At 62.1% G+C, this 15197-nt stretch carries 16 protein-coding genes and 1 pseudogene; 1 reads left to right on the top strand and 16 read right to left on the bottom strand.

Annotation, left to right across the window (positions count from 1 at the left end; genetic code table 11):
• Positions 1–8 precede the first annotated feature (8 nt).
• The 16 genes and pseudogenes from ACMX25_RS13210 to ACMX25_RS13135 all read right to left on the bottom strand — a co-directional run.
• Positions 9–944, bottom strand: a complete 936-nt coding sequence (locus ACMX25_RS13210) for a DnaJ C-terminal domain-containing protein (protein ID WP_414950389.1) — start codon at positions 942–944, stop codon at positions 9–11.
• A gap of 231 nt (positions 945–1175) precedes the next feature.
• A complete protein-coding gene (locus tag ACMX25_RS13205) occupies positions 1176–2483 on the bottom strand; it encodes an NRAMP family divalent metal transporter (protein ID WP_414950388.1) in 1308 nt (435 codons plus the stop codon).
• 15 nt (positions 2484–2498) lie between these two features.
• Positions 2499–3449 carry a F0F1 ATP synthase subunit gamma gene (locus tag ACMX25_RS13200; RefSeq protein WP_414950387.1) on the bottom strand — a complete coding sequence of 317 codons (951 nt, stop codon included), beginning with the start codon at positions 3447–3449 and terminating at the stop codon, positions 2499–2501.
• Complete coding sequence (locus tag ACMX25_RS13195; RefSeq protein WP_414950386.1) at positions 3446–5029, bottom strand: F0F1 ATP synthase subunit alpha; 1584 nt, start codon at positions 5027–5029, stop codon at positions 3446–3448. The genes ACMX25_RS13200 and ACMX25_RS13195 overlap by 4 nt, the downstream gene beginning before the upstream one ends.
• A complete protein-coding gene (locus ACMX25_RS13190) occupies positions 5026–5760 on the bottom strand; it encodes a F0F1 ATP synthase subunit B family protein (protein ID WP_414950385.1) in 735 nt (244 codons plus the stop codon). The genes ACMX25_RS13195 and ACMX25_RS13190 overlap by 4 nt, the downstream gene beginning before the upstream one ends.
• A gap of 13 nt (positions 5761–5773) precedes the next feature.
• On the bottom strand, positions 5774–6022 hold the full coding sequence (locus ACMX25_RS13185; protein WP_031359402.1) for a F0F1 ATP synthase subunit C: 249 nt from the start codon (positions 6020–6022) through the stop codon (positions 5774–5776).
• Positions 6019–6717 (bottom strand): F0F1 ATP synthase subunit A, encoded by a 699-nt coding sequence (locus ACMX25_RS13180; RefSeq protein WP_414950384.1) that lies wholly within the window; start codon positions 6715–6717, stop codon positions 6019–6021. The genes ACMX25_RS13185 and ACMX25_RS13180 overlap by 4 nt, the downstream gene beginning before the upstream one ends.
• A complete protein-coding gene (locus tag ACMX25_RS13175) occupies positions 6714–6995 on the bottom strand; it encodes an N-ATPase subunit AtpR (RefSeq protein ID WP_414950383.1) in 282 nt (93 codons plus the stop codon). Before ACMX25_RS13175 ends, ACMX25_RS13180 begins: the two co-directional genes overlap by 4 nt.
• On the bottom strand, positions 6992–7315 hold the full coding sequence (locus tag ACMX25_RS13170) for an AtpZ/AtpI family protein (protein ID WP_414950382.1): 324 nt from the start codon (positions 7313–7315) through the stop codon (positions 6992–6994). Before ACMX25_RS13170 ends, ACMX25_RS13175 begins: the two co-directional genes overlap by 4 nt.
• Entirely contained in the window at positions 7312–7755 is a 444-nt protein-coding gene (locus tag ACMX25_RS13165; protein ID WP_414950381.1) for a F0F1 ATP synthase subunit epsilon, read from the bottom strand. Before ACMX25_RS13165 ends, ACMX25_RS13170 begins: the two co-directional genes overlap by 4 nt.
• Positions 7752–9230, bottom strand: a complete 1479-nt coding sequence (gene atpD / locus ACMX25_RS13160) for a F0F1 ATP synthase subunit beta (protein ID WP_414950482.1) — start codon at positions 9228–9230, stop codon at positions 7752–7754. Before atpD ends, ACMX25_RS13165 begins: the two co-directional genes overlap by 4 nt.
• A 1131-nt stretch (positions 9231–10361) precedes the next feature.
• Positions 10362–11111 carry a YoaK family protein gene (locus ACMX25_RS13155; RefSeq protein WP_414950380.1) on the bottom strand — a complete coding sequence of 250 codons (750 nt, stop codon included), beginning with the start codon at positions 11109–11111 and terminating at the stop codon, positions 10362–10364.
• 26 nt (positions 11112–11137) lie between these two features.
• A complete protein-coding gene (fnr, locus tag ACMX25_RS13150) occupies positions 11138–11938 on the bottom strand; it encodes a fumarate/nitrate reduction transcriptional regulator Fnr (protein ID WP_414950379.1) in 801 nt (266 codons plus the stop codon).
• 84 nt (positions 11939–12022) lie between these two features.
• A complete protein-coding gene (locus ACMX25_RS13145; protein ID WP_414950378.1) occupies positions 12023–12421 on the bottom strand; it encodes a response regulator in 399 nt (132 codons plus the stop codon).
• 158 nt (positions 12422–12579) lie between these two features.
• A complete protein-coding gene (locus ACMX25_RS13140; RefSeq protein WP_414950377.1) occupies positions 12580–13227 on the bottom strand; it encodes a response regulator in 648 nt (215 codons plus the stop codon).
• Positions 13224–14468, bottom strand: a pseudogene (locus ACMX25_RS13135) (PAS domain-containing sensor histidine kinase); the annotation flags it as partial. The pseudogene ACMX25_RS13135 and the gene ACMX25_RS13140, both read right to left, overlap by 4 nt.
• A 206-nt stretch (positions 14469–14674) precedes the next feature.
• Here ACMX25_RS13135 and ACMX25_RS13130 point away from each other — a divergent pair.
• Positions 14675–15166 (top strand): universal stress protein, encoded by a 492-nt coding sequence (locus ACMX25_RS13130; RefSeq protein WP_414950376.1) that lies wholly within the window; start codon positions 14675–14677, stop codon positions 15164–15166.
• Positions 15167–15197 lie beyond the last annotated feature (31 nt).

The raw sequence follows: 15197 nt of genomic DNA, 5'->3' as shown, positions 1-15197 counted from the left end.
TTTTCTCCTTACGCGAAATGTGCGCGCGGGTTGAAGGTCGATGCCGCCGCCAGTTGTTCCAGCAGCTCGTGTTCACGAGCGCTTACCGTCTTCGGCACTTCTATCCTGACAACGGCGTAGAGCGCGCCGACGTTGCCATCGGCCGATGCCAGCCCGCGTTTGGCGAGCCGCAATTTCTGGCCTGCGGTCGTGCCCGGTTTCACGCTGAGTTCTACCGTTCCCGCCAGGGTCGGGACGTGTACGCTGGCCCCCAAGACGGCTTCCCAGGGCGCGAGCGGCAGATCGATGTAGAGGTCGCGGCCATCGGGCCGATAGAGCGGGTGAGGCTGCAATTGAAGCGACACATACAAGTCGCCGGGGCGCCCCCCATTAAAGCCCGGGCCGCCCTTGCCGGCTAGTCGCAGGCGCTGGCCGTTGGCCGCTGACTTGGGAATGGTGATCCGAAAAGTCCGCGGCACGTGATGCGCGAGCCCGTTGGCGTCGAACTCGGGAAGTCCGGCACTCAGCTCGATCTCGTCGCCGCGATGGATCTGCTCAAGCGACACCGGCGCGGCGATTTCATAGTCCTGCCCGAGCACTGGAAAGCTTTGTCTGCGATGAGCGCCGCCGCTGCCGCCGCCACGGCCAAAGGCTGCGAATAGATCGGCGAGGTCGACATCGTCGAGACCGGCATCGCCTGTATGGAAATGTTGCTGCCAGTCCGGTGGCGGCGTGAAGGACTCGCCGGCCGGGTGTTTGCCGAGGTTGTCGTAGGCTTCGCGTTTTTCCGGGTCTTTCAGCGTGGCATAGGCTTCGGCGACCTCCTTGAACTTCGCTTCGCTGTCCGGTTCGGCCGAGACGTCGGGATGATATTTGTGAGCGAGCTTGCGGTAGGCTTTCTTGATGTCCGCGAGTGTCGCGGTGCGCTCGACTCCCAAGGCTTCGTAATAGTCCTTGAATTTCATTTGAGACCCAAAATAAAAGTGGAAGGAGTTTTCGTCTGAGCTAAGACGCCGCGACGGCGGGTATCGCGTTTCCCCGTTTGCATTGCGTGGCTAACTCGTTGTGGCGGGTAATGACCTCGATCAATCACGTCGATAGAAGAGTGTAAGACAAGGCGGCGCGGTGCGGGAAGTGGCCAGGAAACACGCGCTCAATAGCAATTCGCGCACCCGCGGAGCCGCGAGAGCACCACTTCAGATCGACGTCACCACCATGGCCACCGAGATCACCAGCATGACCGCCGTTGCCATCCAGCCCAGCGCTCGCAACCACCCCTTGGCCGCAAACTTCCCCATGATGTCCGGACGCGACACTATTTTCATCATCACGAACATGACCGGCACGGCGACGACGCCGTTGAGCACGGCGCTCCAGTAGAGGGCCTTGATCGGGTTGATCGACGTGAAGTTGATGATCATGCCGATCAGCGTAGCCACTGCGATAGTCACGTAAAAAGCCTTCGCTTCCTGCATTTTGCGCGTGAAGCCCACCGGCCAGTTCCGCGCTTCACCAATCGCATAGGCCGCCGATCCCGCAAGAACAGGCACGGCCAGCAAACCGGTTCCAATCAGCCCGACCGTGAAGAACAGCGCGGCGAACGGGCCTGCAATGGGCCGCAACGCTTGCGCCGCTTGCGCCGACGTTTCGATGTCAACGATACCGCCCGCGTGGAGCGTCGCCGCCGTCGTTGCGAGGATGGCAAGCGCGACCAGGTTGGACAGTCCCATGCCCGCGAGCGTGTCGACCTCGATACGGCGCAGCGCCTTGGGACCCTGTTCGGGGGCATCGAATAGATCGAGTCGACGGGGATGTACGTGCATGTCCTCGACTTCTTCGTCGGATTGCCAGAAGAACAGGTACGGGCTGATCGTGGTGCCAAACACCGCCACGACGGCAGTGAGATATGCCGATGTCCACACGGGCCTTGGCAGGACCATGTTGCTCGCGAGTTGGCCCCAGTTGACGTGCGCCACTGCCAGCACGGCGAAATACGCAAACAGCGACAACGTGAACCACTTCAGCACTGCCACATAACGCGTGTATTGCAGCAGCAGTTGCATGGCAACGCAGATCACCGAGAACAGCAGCACGTAGAGCCACTTGGGACCGGGCAGCAACAGCGCGAGGGCATCGGCCATGGCTCCCAGGTCCGCGCCCAGATTGACTATATTCGCGATCAGCAGAAGCGCGACGACCCACTGCAGCAGCCACGTTGAATAGTGCAGGCGCAACACCCCGGCTATGCCGTGTCCCGTCGTGCGCCCGATGCGGGCGCTGATCATCTGGATGGCGACCATGAGCGGGTAGCTGAACAACAGCGTCCACGACAGTCCATACCCGAAGGCCGCGCCCACCTGGCTATAGGTCGCGATGCCGCTGGGATCGTCGTCGGAGGCGCCTGTGATCAGGCCGGGGCCCAGCACGCCGAGCAAATGCGGTTTGGTGGGGCCGATCACCGGATCGCGGCCCTCTGCATCGTATTCCTGGGAAGGCTCGTCCATGATGGCGTGGTGGTATCAGAAGGAAGGGGGGGTGTCCGGCACAGTGCGCGGGCGCGGTCTTTTTGACGGTCTGCCGGCGGCGACGCTTCCTGCAGAAAGCTCCACGATCTCCGACGTGATCTCCTCTTGTCGCAGCCGGCGATAATCGCCGGTCAATGCGTCGAGCTTGTCATGGACGTTCGTGCGTGCAGCGATCATCGCCCGCATGCGCGCTTCGTTTTCGGCGGCGAACGACAGCATGATGGCTTCGCAAAGCTGCGCGAAGATGTATTCTTCCGCGAGTTGCGATAACAACTGCTTTGGCGCGAGGTTGATAAGCGGTGGGTTGCGGCGCGCGCTTGTGGGAGACGGTGCCGATGAATTAGCCGAAAAGCGCCCGTAATCGAACGGCAGCAGGGTCTGCTCGACGGTCTGGACGGAGGCGGTTGGGTTCGGTGTAGCGTGAATCACACTCACGCGAGTGGTCTGCCCGGCGACCAGTCGCTGGAACAGAATATGGGTGAGGCGATCGGCGAGTGCGGGCACTTCGCCGGCATGAGTGACCATGGGTGCAGACCAGCCGATGTTCAACCCGCGTTCTGTTGCCGCCACGATCCCGCGGTCACCGAGCAGCAGGTATTCCGTCGATGAAGACTGAGCATTTGCAGCAGCTGGTGCAAGCGCTGCATCGATCACATGTTCGTTGTACGTGCCGACAAAACCCTGTTCCGCGCACAGGACGATCACCATGGCCGTGTCATGCTGCGCGTCCGCGCTTGTGGTTTCCCGCGACGCGTGATCGTCGATCAGAAGTAGCGCATCGCCAATTGCCGCGCCGACAATCCGCGCGCAGGCCCGGATGCCATCCAGCCGGCTGCGCGCTTCACGCGAGCGCGCCGCAGCAATACCGCGCATTGCGCCGACCACCGATTCGAGCCCGTGCACGCCATTCATCCGCGCCTGAACTTCGCTGAGTTTATTGCTCATGTTGAAGCGGCTTCGGGTTTGGTTTCGTTCGTGTGCCCGGCTTCAGGCGCGGCGCTAACTTGCACTGCAAGATCGCGTACGGCGGCTATCAGTGCGGTCAACGTGGCCTCGCCGAGCGTCCCCGTTGCAACCAGCTCAGCGCTCGCGGCAGGCGCACCGTGCACGTCCAGATGTGCCGCAAGTCTCCCGCGAACCGTCGCAATGCAGCTGACCGGCGCTTCATCGAACACGCCATCGGCGAGCGCGGCCAGGAGCGCGATTTCATCGACAGGACGCAGCGCCGCAAAACGCGGCTGTGTAATCAACGCGCGAATCCGCTGGCCACGATCTACTTGTGCCTTGACCCTTGGCTCCATCGCGCCGCCAAAACGCGTGAACATCTCGAGTTCCAGGAACTGCGAGTAGTCGAGCCGCAAACGCCCCGATACCTTGCGCAATGCGGGCAATTGCGCCTTGCCGCCGACCCGGCTCACGCTCAGGCCGACATCGACGGCGGGGCGCTGGTTGGCCGCGAACAGCGCGGCGTCGAGCATGATCTGCCCATCGGTAATCGAGATCAGGTTGGTCGGAATGTAAGCCGACAGATTACCGGCATCGGTCTCCGCAATGGGCAATGCAGTGAGCGATCCACCGCCAAGTTCCTTGGACAATTTCGCAGCGCGCTCCAACAGCCGGGCGTGCAGGTAGAAGATATCGCCGGGGTAGGCCTCGCGGCCGGGCGGCTCGCGGGTAAGCAACGCGAGTTCGCGATGCGTCGCGGCATGCTTGCTCAGGTCGTCGATCACGATGAGCGCGTGTTGCCCGCGGTCGCGAAAATATTCGGCGATGGACATACCGCTGAACGGGGCGATCCATTGCAATCCCGGCGACGCTGCCGCCGACGCGACCACGAACACGCATCGCTCGGGCGCGCCGTGGCGGCGCACGGCATCGATGACGCGCTGCACGGCGGTCGCACGCTGACCGATCGCGACATAGACGCAGATCATGTCGGTGTCCTTCTGATTCACGATGGTGTCGATCGCAATCGAGGTCTTGCCGGTCGCCCGGTCGCCGATGATCAGTTCGCGCTGCCCGCGACCGATTGCAAACAGCGCACCGATTAAGAGGATGCCTGTGGCGACCGGTTGCGCGACCAGATCCCGGTCGATGATGGAAGGCGCCGGCCGCTCGATCGGCAAATGCGTTTCAGCCGATACGGGCTCGTCGTTGTCGAGTGGCCGGCCGAGCGGATCGACCACTCGCCCGAGCAGTCCGGGACCGACCGGCACTTCCACCACTCGGCCCGTTCCGGTGACGCGTGAGCCGGCGGAAATCGCATCGCCGTCGTCGAGCAGGACCGCGCCAATAGCATCGGCGTCCAGCGTCAGCGCAAAGCCGAACCGGCCGCCCTCGAAGCACAGCAGTTCGTTCAGGCGCACATCGGGCAGGCCTGAGACGGAAGCAATGCCGTCGGACACGTGTTCAACGCGCCCGACAGTTTCCGCCTGCGGCGCAAACTGAGTGCGGGCGAGGGCGGCGCGGCTGCTGGCGAGCCAGTCGTTGTCTGCCGTGGCGGGGTCAGGCCGGTCGAGTGTCATGCGCTGAGGAGCTCCGCTTTAAGGCCGGCGAGATCGTGGCGAAAACTGTTGCGTACGAGTGCGTGCGGCGCTTCCAGTTCGAGCCCTGCAATCACGGCGGGATCGACTGTGATCTGAACCTGCAACGGATGACCGAGCGCCTTCGTGAACGCGGTCTGACATGCCGCCAGTTCATCGCCGCTGAGGGTGCGAGGCACGATCAGATGGACCGGATCATCGTTGCCGGTCAGTTGTGCGCGGGTAGCCTCGGGCAGCGCAGCGAGCTCGCGCGCCAGTCCATCGATGAATCCCGCGATCCGCGCCTCGGCGGGCAGGCGGTCGAGTAGCCGCGCGGTGATATCGAGTGCGAATTGCGATGCGCGATCGGAGTCGGCTGACGCGGCCTCGCGCCGGCTGGCATCGATGGCGGTTTGCGCGGCCGTGCGCATCTGGTCCGCCTCGGAGCGGGCCGCGTTCGCAAGCGACGTCTTGAGCTGCGCGGCTTCGGCCGTCGCCGCTTCCAGCAGATGCGTGCGTTGCGCGGCAAGTTCAGCACACTCAGCGGTGGCCTTCTGCTGTTCAACGATGGCCGCAGCTTTGGCTGCGGCGGCATCGGCCATGAGCGCTGCGGCTGCATGCTGGCGCTCCGCCACGATTTTCGCCACCGGCCGGAACAGAAAGCGCGCCAGCAGCCACACGAGCACCAGCGCGTTGACGGTCTGCAGCAGGAGGGTCCACCAGTCGATATGCATGATCAGTGCGCACTCACTTCACGAACGGATTGGCGAACAGCACGAGCAGGGCGATGACCAGACAGTAGATCGCCATGGTCTCGATCATCGCCAGGCCGACGAACAGCGTGCGCGAGATCGTGCCGGCCGATTCCGGCTGCCGCGCGAGCGCGTCCATGGCGGCGGCGACCGCGCGGCCTTCGCCAAGCGCGGGCCCGATTGCACCGAACGAGACCGCGAGCGCTGCGGCGAGAATGCTCACTACCTGGATCAGATTGTTCATTGCTGGCCTGCCTCTTTGCTGGAAGTCTTTGTGGAAGTTTCGGCTAGCGCGGCGCCTATGAAGACCATCGCGAGAACCGTGAAGATATACGCCTGCACTGCGCCGGTAAGCAGGTCGAGCGCCATCAGCGGAATGGGGACGAGCAGTCCGGCGAGCGATAGCACGATGCCCACCACGAAGACCCCGCTCATCACGTTCCCAAACAGACGCACGACCAGCGAGAACGTTCGCGTGATCTGCTCGACCACGTTGAGCGGGATCATGATCCAGGTGGGTTCGGCAAACGTGGCGAGATAACGGCCCAGACCGCGCGTGCGAATGCCGTAGAAAATGGTTGCGAAGAACACGATGAGGGCCAGCGCGGCGTCGGTTTCCACGTGCGCGGTCGGCGGTTCGACACCGGGCAGCAGGGAAGACCAGTTGCTGACCAGGATGAACAGGAAGAGCGTGCCGACCAATGAACGATATCGCTCGGGCTCGGCTTGCATGGTGTCGCGAATCTGGTCGTCCATGGTGCTGACCACCAGCTCGAGCACCGTCTGCATTTTCGATGGCGTGAGCGACAAGCGGCGCGTGTACCAGGCGGCGCCCCCGGCTAGCAGGGCCATGATGACCCATGTTGCTACTACCGGTGACGATACATCGATGGGCCCGATATGGAACAGCGTGGCAGTGACGAGAGGCGAGGCGATCATGGCGTGCTGACCTGTACGCGTCGCAAGATGACGCTGCGCGCCAACAGCAAACCGGCCGCGCCGCATAACAGTGGCCACACGCCAAGTTTAGCCAGGACACCGAAGAGAACGACCACGCCCGCGAGACGTAGGAGTTGCAGGCCGATAGCCTTGGCCGGCGTGCCGGAGATCAGCAGCCGGACGTTCCAGCGCAGGGTCGAGAAGTGGATTGCGCCAGCCGCAAGCCCGACGCTCACACCAATTGCGATCTGGGCTGCGAGCGGTAAGTGATAAGTCATTGCCGATCTCTCCGGGTTTGCCGATGCATCCATTTCCATGCGGACCATAATCCAACGGCTGCGCCTGCCATGAGTAGCGGCGCCGAGAAAAACACGCCGGTGTTGAAGTGCCGATCGAGCCAATGGCCGATGACAAGCCCAAGCAGCGTTGGCACGACGATGGTCCAGCCAAGAATGCCGATCTGGCCGAGACGCACGCCAAGCGATGGTTCCGGCTCTTCCCGCAACTCGCGTTCGCGTTGCACGGCTTGCCGCGCGGCATGCGCCATGCTGTCGTCGTTGCGCTTTGGGTCGATATCGCCAGGTGAGGCTTGAGTCACGGCCCTGCTCCATCGGCCGATCCGGCGCTTGGGCGCAGATATCGGAGCAACTGGCGAACGGCTTGCGCATGAAGACGGGTTTCATCCACGCGCGCACGACGCACTGCGTCGAGCTGCGCTGCGCGCGCGGCATGGACTTGCGCCTCGAGTACTTCGAGCGACACGCCGCTCGTGCCCATCACACCTTCACGGCATGCAATCGATACTTCGTGTCCGCCCGATACGCGCAGCACGCCTTCCTTTACCGCGCAAAATTGTTCGATGCCGTCGGCGGCGTGCCATCGGAGAACGGACGGCGCGAGCACGGTCAGGAACGCCGCGTGGCCCGGCAAAATGCCGAAGCTGCCCGTGGCGTCTTCGGCACGCAGCGCTGCGACCTCCATGCTGTCGAACAGCACGCGCGACGGCGTGGCGATGACCAGGTGCAGGAGCGCGCTCATGATTCGACCTGTTCCGCAACAGGCCCGGTCTTGGCCGCCGTTGCCGTTGCCGAGGCCGCTTCGCGAGCACGGGCTTCATCGAGTGTGCCGATCATGTAGAGCGAGCTTTCCTGCCAGTTGTCGCAATCGCCGGTGAGGATTGCCTTGCAGCCGGCGATCGTATCGGCGACCGCCACTGAGCGGCCGGGCACGCCCGTGAACGCCTCCGTGACGGTGAACGGCTGGCTCAGGAAGCGCTGCAGCCGGCGAGCCCGTCCAACGATGCGGCGATCGTCCACGCCCAGTTCCTCGACTCCGAGCAGCGAGATGACGTCCTGCAGTTCCCGATAATGTTCGATGGTCTTGCGTACCTCAATGGCAACCGCTGCGTGCTCGTCGCCGACGAAGGCCGGATCGAGCAGGATGGACGACGAAGCGATGGGATCGATGGCGGGATACATGCCCTCGGCGGCCATCGAACGCGACAGGACGATCATGCTGTCCACATGCGCCGCGATGGTCGTCACGGCGGGGTCGGTGAAGTCATCTGCCGGAACATAGACAGCCTCGATCGCGGTCACCGATACACCGCCGACCGACACAATGCGCTCCTGCAGCGCGGCCACTTCGCTTGCGAGCGTTGGCTGATAGCCGACCCGCGAGGGCAGCCGTCCAAGCAGGCCAGAGACCTCGGCACCTGCCTGGACAAACCGGAAGACGTTGTCCATTAGCAGGAGCACGTTCTGGTGGCGTTCGTCGCGAAAATATTCCGCGACGGTGAGCGCCGTCAGCGGCACTCGCCAGCGTGCGCCCGGCGGTTCGTTCATCTGGCCGTAGACCAATACCGTCCGCGGCAGCACGCCGGAGTTGCGCATGTCGAGCAGCATCTCGTGGCCTTCCCTCGACCGTTCGCCGACCCCGGCGAAGACCGAGATGCCTTTGTAGCGTTCGACCATTGCGTGGATGAGCTCCATCACGAGCACGGTCTTGCCGACGCCGGCGCCGCCGAAGGTGGCGGCCTTGCCGCCTTGTGCAAGCGGGGTCAGTAAGTCGATGACCTTGATCCCGGTCCAGAAGATCTCGGTGGCTGCGCTCTGCGATGCAAACGGCGGTGGGGCGCGATGAATCGGGCGGCGCGGGACGTCGTCGGCGAAGGGGGCGCCGCGGTCTCCCGGCGTGCCGGTGACATCGATCAGACGACCTAGCATGGCTTCACCTACCGGCACGAGGATCGGCCCGCCGGAGGCACGCACGGCTGTGCCGCGATTCAGCCCGTCGGTGGATTGGAGCGCGAGTGCGCGGACTGTGTGTTCGTCGAGGTGAGCTTGTACTTCAGCGATGATCGGTGGTCCGCGATCCGTGAAGATGGACAGAGATTCTTCGATGAGCGGTAACGCGGTGTGGTCGAACGCGACATCCACGATTGCGCCTCGTACTGCGACTACGCGGCCTTGGGCGCGTTCACTCGGACTCGCGTTCTCCACGCCATCCGTCAAGGGATGGTTTTCGGTGGATGCGACCGCGGGTCGAGTGTTCAATTTGCTTGCCTTTGGAGGGGGTGTTCTTTCTTGCAACTGAAAGGCGTGTATCGCGTTGTTCGCGGGTCGGGCCGCCGTGCGCGATCAATAGTGATGGCGAGAGTCAACTGTATCGGGAGGGGCAATCGGATGATTGATCTGTATCAAGGGAAGAGGGGCGATAGCGGTCAGGGGCAGTGCCAGGTTGCGCGGGTTCTGCGTTAGCGGTCGGGTGCATTGCCGGGTTGCTGCTTTCCAGGTCTTCGCGGGTTATGTGCTAGCTGATCTCTTTATCACTATTAGCCACTGCGCGTGGCGGCGCGTCATTTCTTTGTCCAAAGCGACAAAGAAACGAAGCAAAGAAAACGCTTTCACCTCTCTAAAAATTAAGTGTCCACAGCGTGCAGTTCCATTTCATGGGTACCCCAAAAGCACGGTGCTCGCCAGAGCCACGGATGTGTGAAACCCTCCTTCTCGCGAATCCTGACAGTAAAACGCTTCGCCCCGTACGCTCTCGGGCAAGCCCCCTCGCCATAGAAACCCGCACCGCCCCACCCTTATTTGCCGCTGTGGTGCTTCGCGGGTTATCTATCAGTTTGCAATGTTATTTGCCGGGTTATGCTTTATGCATTCTGCAGATCCATTTCTTGGTGGTTTAAAAGATGGTTCGGCATGCATATAAGTTTGGAGGTTGGTTTTCCGCGGATAGCGCGGGGCGCTCCTTGGGCGGGTTCAGTCGTTAGTGCTTGCCCGAGAGCGTACGGGGCGAAGCGTTTTACTGTCAGGATTCGCGAGAAGGAGGGTTTCAAACATCCTAAGCTCTGGCGAGCACCGTGCTTTTGGGGCACCCATGAATGGGACTGCACGCTGTGGACACTTAGGGTAGAGCGGTGAAAGCGTTTTCTTTGCTTCGTTTCTTTGTCGCTTTGGACAAAGAAATGACGCGCCGCCACGCGCAGTGGCTAATAGTGATAAAGAAATCAGCTAACGTATAACCCGCGAAGACCTGGAAAGCAGCAACCCGGCAATGACTCAGACCGCTAACGCCAGAACCTACCCCACCCACCAACTCCCTATACCCATTCAAGCGATCAAATCCGCGCCACGATTTCACCTCCTCTGCCCGACTAAATCATCCACCAACGGCACGACAGCCAACACAACCAGCATCGCCGACAACGGCAGCGTCGATATAAACCCCACATACTTGAAACCCAACGCGCCAGCAAGACCGCCAATAAAGAACATGCCAAGCAGCGAAGCCAGCAACCGCAGCCTGGACCGATCCGCCCTGACTGCATTAACACCAGGCCCGGCCTCCGACACATTCCAGTAAAAAAGCTTGCCAATCTCAATGCCAATATCCGTGACAATGCCGGTCATATGCGTAGTGCGGATCTCGGCTTTGGATATCTTCGTAATGATTGCATTCTGCAACCCCATCACGTAGCACAACAACCCTACAGTGGCGGGCACGAACAGAAACCGGTTGTTTTCCAGGTTCGAGCCAAGCAGCCCAAACACAAGCAGCAGCACGGCTTCCAGCATCAACGGCAATGCGTATTCGCTTTGCGCCCGCCGGCGCCGGCCCCAATTGATCATGATCGCGGAGGTCGCCGCGCCCGTCATGAACGCCGCGAGTGAACTCAATCCCGCAACAATCAGGCCGAAGTCGCTTGCCGCGAGGTTATCGGCGAGTGCCGATACGATCCCCGACATATGCGAGGTGTACTGACCAACAGCAAGGAAACCGCCCGCATTGGCCGCGCCCGCAATAAACGCCAGCCAGCGCCCAAGGCGCCGGTTATTTTGATCGGTGCGCTGCGGCCGCGTGAAACCTCGCAGATACTCAATAGGCATGTCCGTTCGCTTCGCTTGGGCCTCAGTCAAACACCCGCAAGCTTCTCGCTGTCGAGAATGTGCACCTGCTTGCCGTTCGTATCGATAACCCCGGCATGCTGCAGCTTCGAAAACATCCGGCTGACGGTCTCAAGTTTCAACCCGAGATAGCTGCCAATCTCTTCACGCGTCATCCGCAAATTGAATTCGGCGGAAGAGTAACCCCGCGTCTTCATCCTCGACGACAGATTGAGCAGGAACGCAGCCACACGCTGCTGCGCAGTCATGGTGCCAAGCATCATCATGAGACCGGATTCACGCACGATCTCGCCGCTCATCATCCGATGCACATGCTGCTGCATGGCCTTCACGTCGTGGCAAAGATCCTCGAGCAAGTCGAACGGAATCACACACACCTTGCTGTCTTCGAGCGCGATCGCATCACAATTCTGTTCATCGGAGCAAACGCCATCAAGTCCAAGCGGCTCGCCTGCGATATGAAAGCCCGTGACTTGCTCGTGGCCATCGCGATGCGTAATGACCGTCTTGAAACATCCGACACGCACGGCGTAGATGCTTTTGAATTTATCGCCGGCACGGTAGAGCGTCTCGCCACGCCGTACGACCCGCGTGGAGCACACAATGGCATCGAGCCGCGCCAGCTCCGTCGCGCTCAGGTGAGCCGGCATGCAGATGGAATGCAACGAACACGCGGAGCAGTTCGTGTCCGCACGCGTGGCCGGTGGTGGCGGGCTCGTGATGGCGGAGCGCGCCAGATAAGCAAGGGGAATCGCAGCCGTTGAAGCAGCGGGCGCGTAAGTGGACGCATAAGCGGTAGCTGAGGTCATGCCTGTCTCCAGAAGAGTCGGACGATCACTGAATAGATGAACGGACAAGATGCGAGGATTGCAGTCGAGGCGAGTAGAAGACAGTCATGCCGGCTCGCAGGGCGTCGGCTCGGGACGGTGCTCGTTGGCCAGTCGCACGATGGTGTCGCGGGCGAGTTCGTACTCGCTGGTCTTGTCGAAGAAATAGCTCGCGCCGGCGCGCTGGCATGCAGCACGAAACGCCGGCCCCGAATGATTGGTCAACACAATGGTCACAACAGGCGGCTCGGCACGCCCCAGCGCCGCAACGATCGCCATGCCGTTGCCCGCGGCCAGATGCGGGTCGACGATCACCAGATCCGCGCGCGTCATGCGGATACACCCGAGCGCTGTATCCGCTTCTTCGGACTCGCCCACGACCACCACGCCAGCCAGCGCGTCGATCAGCGCAGAGAGGCGGCGGCGCACAAGGCCGGAGTCATCGATAAGGAAGATCTTCAGCATGGCGCGCAACCGTTTGAGTTCATGCCTCGAAGTATGGTCGGGGCTATCTCAAAATAAAATCGGCAAGCGGCCAGACATGACGTAGGGGTTTGGGAAGGGCTGTAGGGATTGGACTACACGCCTTTTGCGAGCGTGAAGACCCAGAGGTATTCGGCGTATCAGTCGTCGCAGTCGTCGTCGAACAGCTTGTGGCGCATGGCGTAGCGGACCAGCGCGGTGTCGTGCGGCATCTGCATTTTTTCGAGGATGCGGGTCTTGTACGTGCTGACCGTCTTGGCGCTCACCGACAGCGCCTGAGCGATCTGCGTGATCGTTTCACCGGCTGCGATGCGCCGGAACACCTCGAATTCGCGGTCGGAAAGCCGCCGGTGCGGCAAGTCGTCTGCGGGTTCATTCAGGCTTTGCGCGAGCCGCTCGGCCATCGCGAGGCTGACGTACACACCGCCCGCCGCGACCTTGCTCACGGCCGTGACCAGCTCGGCGCTCGCGCTTTCCTTGGTCAAATAACCCGACGCCCCCGCCTTGAACGCGCGCACCGCGTACTGCTGTTCGGCGTGCATGGTCAGGACCAAAATACGCAGCGCCGGTTTCTCGTCCTTGATCTGCTTGAGCAATTCGACGCCGTTCCTGCCGGGCATCGACAAGTCGAGGACCAGCACGTCCGCGGGCGTGGCGCGGATCATTGCCATGGTGGTGGTGCCATCGCTGGCTTCGCCAGCGACTTCCAGGCCGCTCGCGCTGCGCAGGATATGGCGCAGGCCGTCGCGCACGAGCGCGTGGTCATCGGCGATCAATACTCGGGTCATTGCAGCGGTTCTTCCTCGGTGTTTTCCGGATTGTCGGAGAAAGGCTCGTCCTGTTGCAAGGTCGCCAGCGGGAACGTCACGGTCACGGCGAACCCGCGTCCGATGCCCGATTCGATCGACACCGACCCGTCCAGCCCGTGCGCCCGCTCGCGAATGCCGATAAGACCAAACGACTTGCGCCCGGCGTCGACACGCTCATGCGCGCCGATGCCGTCGTCGGCAATGCGCAGGATGCAGCGGTCGCCTTCCAGGTACAACGCCAGGTCGACACGGGTAGCTTGCGCGTGGCGCGCCACATTGGTCAGCGCTTCCTGCACGATCCGGAACACGGCAGTCGCGCCGTCGCGGCTGAAAATGGTGTGGCGCGCGTCGATCTGCCGCTCGACGTCAATACCGTAGCGGTTCGTAAAGTCGATCGCCAGCCAGTCGATAGCCGGAACCAGGCCCAGGTCGTCGAGCATCACGGGGCGTAGATCGGCGGCGATCCGGCGCATCGAGGCGACGGTTGCGTCGATCAGGCGCTGCATGCCGCGCAATCGCGCACGCGCGTCGGCGTTGGTTCCGGCGTCGAGTTCGAGTGACGATATATCCATTTTCAACGCGGTCAATTGCTGGCCCAGGTCGTCGTGCAATTCCCTTGCAATACGGGACTTCTCTTCCTCGCGGATACTCAGAAGATTCGCGGAGAGCTCCCGCAGTTCCTCGTGCGAGCGCTGCAACGAACGTTCGGCATCGATTTGCGCGCTGATGTCGCGCAGCATCACCGTGTAGAGCTTGCCGGTTTCATCGCCGAACTGGGAGATCGATGCTTCGAACGGGAACTCACTCCCAGTCGCGCGCAGACCGTACAGTATGCGCCGCCCGCCCATTTGCCGGTCTGACACGCCAGTCACGCCGAACTGGCGCACATGCCCTTCGTGACCGGCGCGAAAACGCTCGGGAACGAAGCGGGAGAGAGAAGTGCCCAGCGCGTCGGCTGCAGGACAGTCGAACAGACGTTCCGCCATCGGATTGAACATGATGATCCGCTGGTTTTCGTCGATGGTAATGATTGCTTCCGTCGACGACCGGATGATGCCAAGCAGCCGCGCTTCATCAAGCCGCGTTGGGACGGGTTCCGGGGCTTTAGGGGCATTCGTACTCTTGTGCCTGAGCGCCATGAAGGCCGCGCCCGCAGTGAGCAGGAGGGCGGCGGCCATGCCAGCCACGCCCGTTACGCGGGGCGCTCGACCGGCGCCGTGTTGCGATGCCGTGTTACGCCGTGTCGCGGACATGGGGTCTCCGGGAATAGGGGAAAAGCGTGCTGCTGAAGGTGTGCGGATCATACCGTGCCGCTGCGAACGTGATTTGAGCGGTGTACCGCCCGGCCGCATGAATTGATGTGGATCAAGCGACCAGCAGGCCTGCACGCGGACACTGAAAGATGAAGGACATCCAGGGGACAGTCATGTACAAACGAATTCTGGTGGCGCTCGACGGCAGCCTCAGCGCGAACCTCGCGCTTGAAGAGGCGCTCAGGCTGGCGCAGCCCGCCGATGCGATGTTGATGGTGACGTACGTTATCTCGCACGACGTCCGCAATCTTGCGGACGGCGCTATCGGAGAGGAAGTGGGAGGCGATGCCGGCATGCACTGGCAACTCGATCATGCACTCGAGTTGTGCGAGCGGAGTGTTGTAAAAAGCGGTGTAAAAAGCGGTGCAAGCAGCGGCATACGCTGCACTACCCAGATCGTTGATGCACACGGCGCGAGCATCCCGGGCGCCCTCATGCAGGCGGCTCTCGCATTCGAAGCGGATCTTATCGTGATGGGGTCGCATGGTCCGCGTGGTGTGCGCCGGCATTTGATTGGCAGTGTCGCGGAAACGATTCTGCGGTCGAGTCATGTTCCTGTCCTCACCGTTCGCGACGATGAACATGACGCGGCACTTCCGCTGTAGTGCATTCCCTAAAGGCTCGACCGGCGTCGGC

Origin of the sequence: Caballeronia eucalypticola (genome assembly GCF_047608185.1) — a bacterium.
GTDB lineage: Bacteria > Pseudomonadota > Gammaproteobacteria > Burkholderiales > Burkholderiaceae > Caballeronia.
Note: the sequence above shows the minus strand (reverse complement) of the source record. Positions and strands in the feature narration are given on the sequence as shown.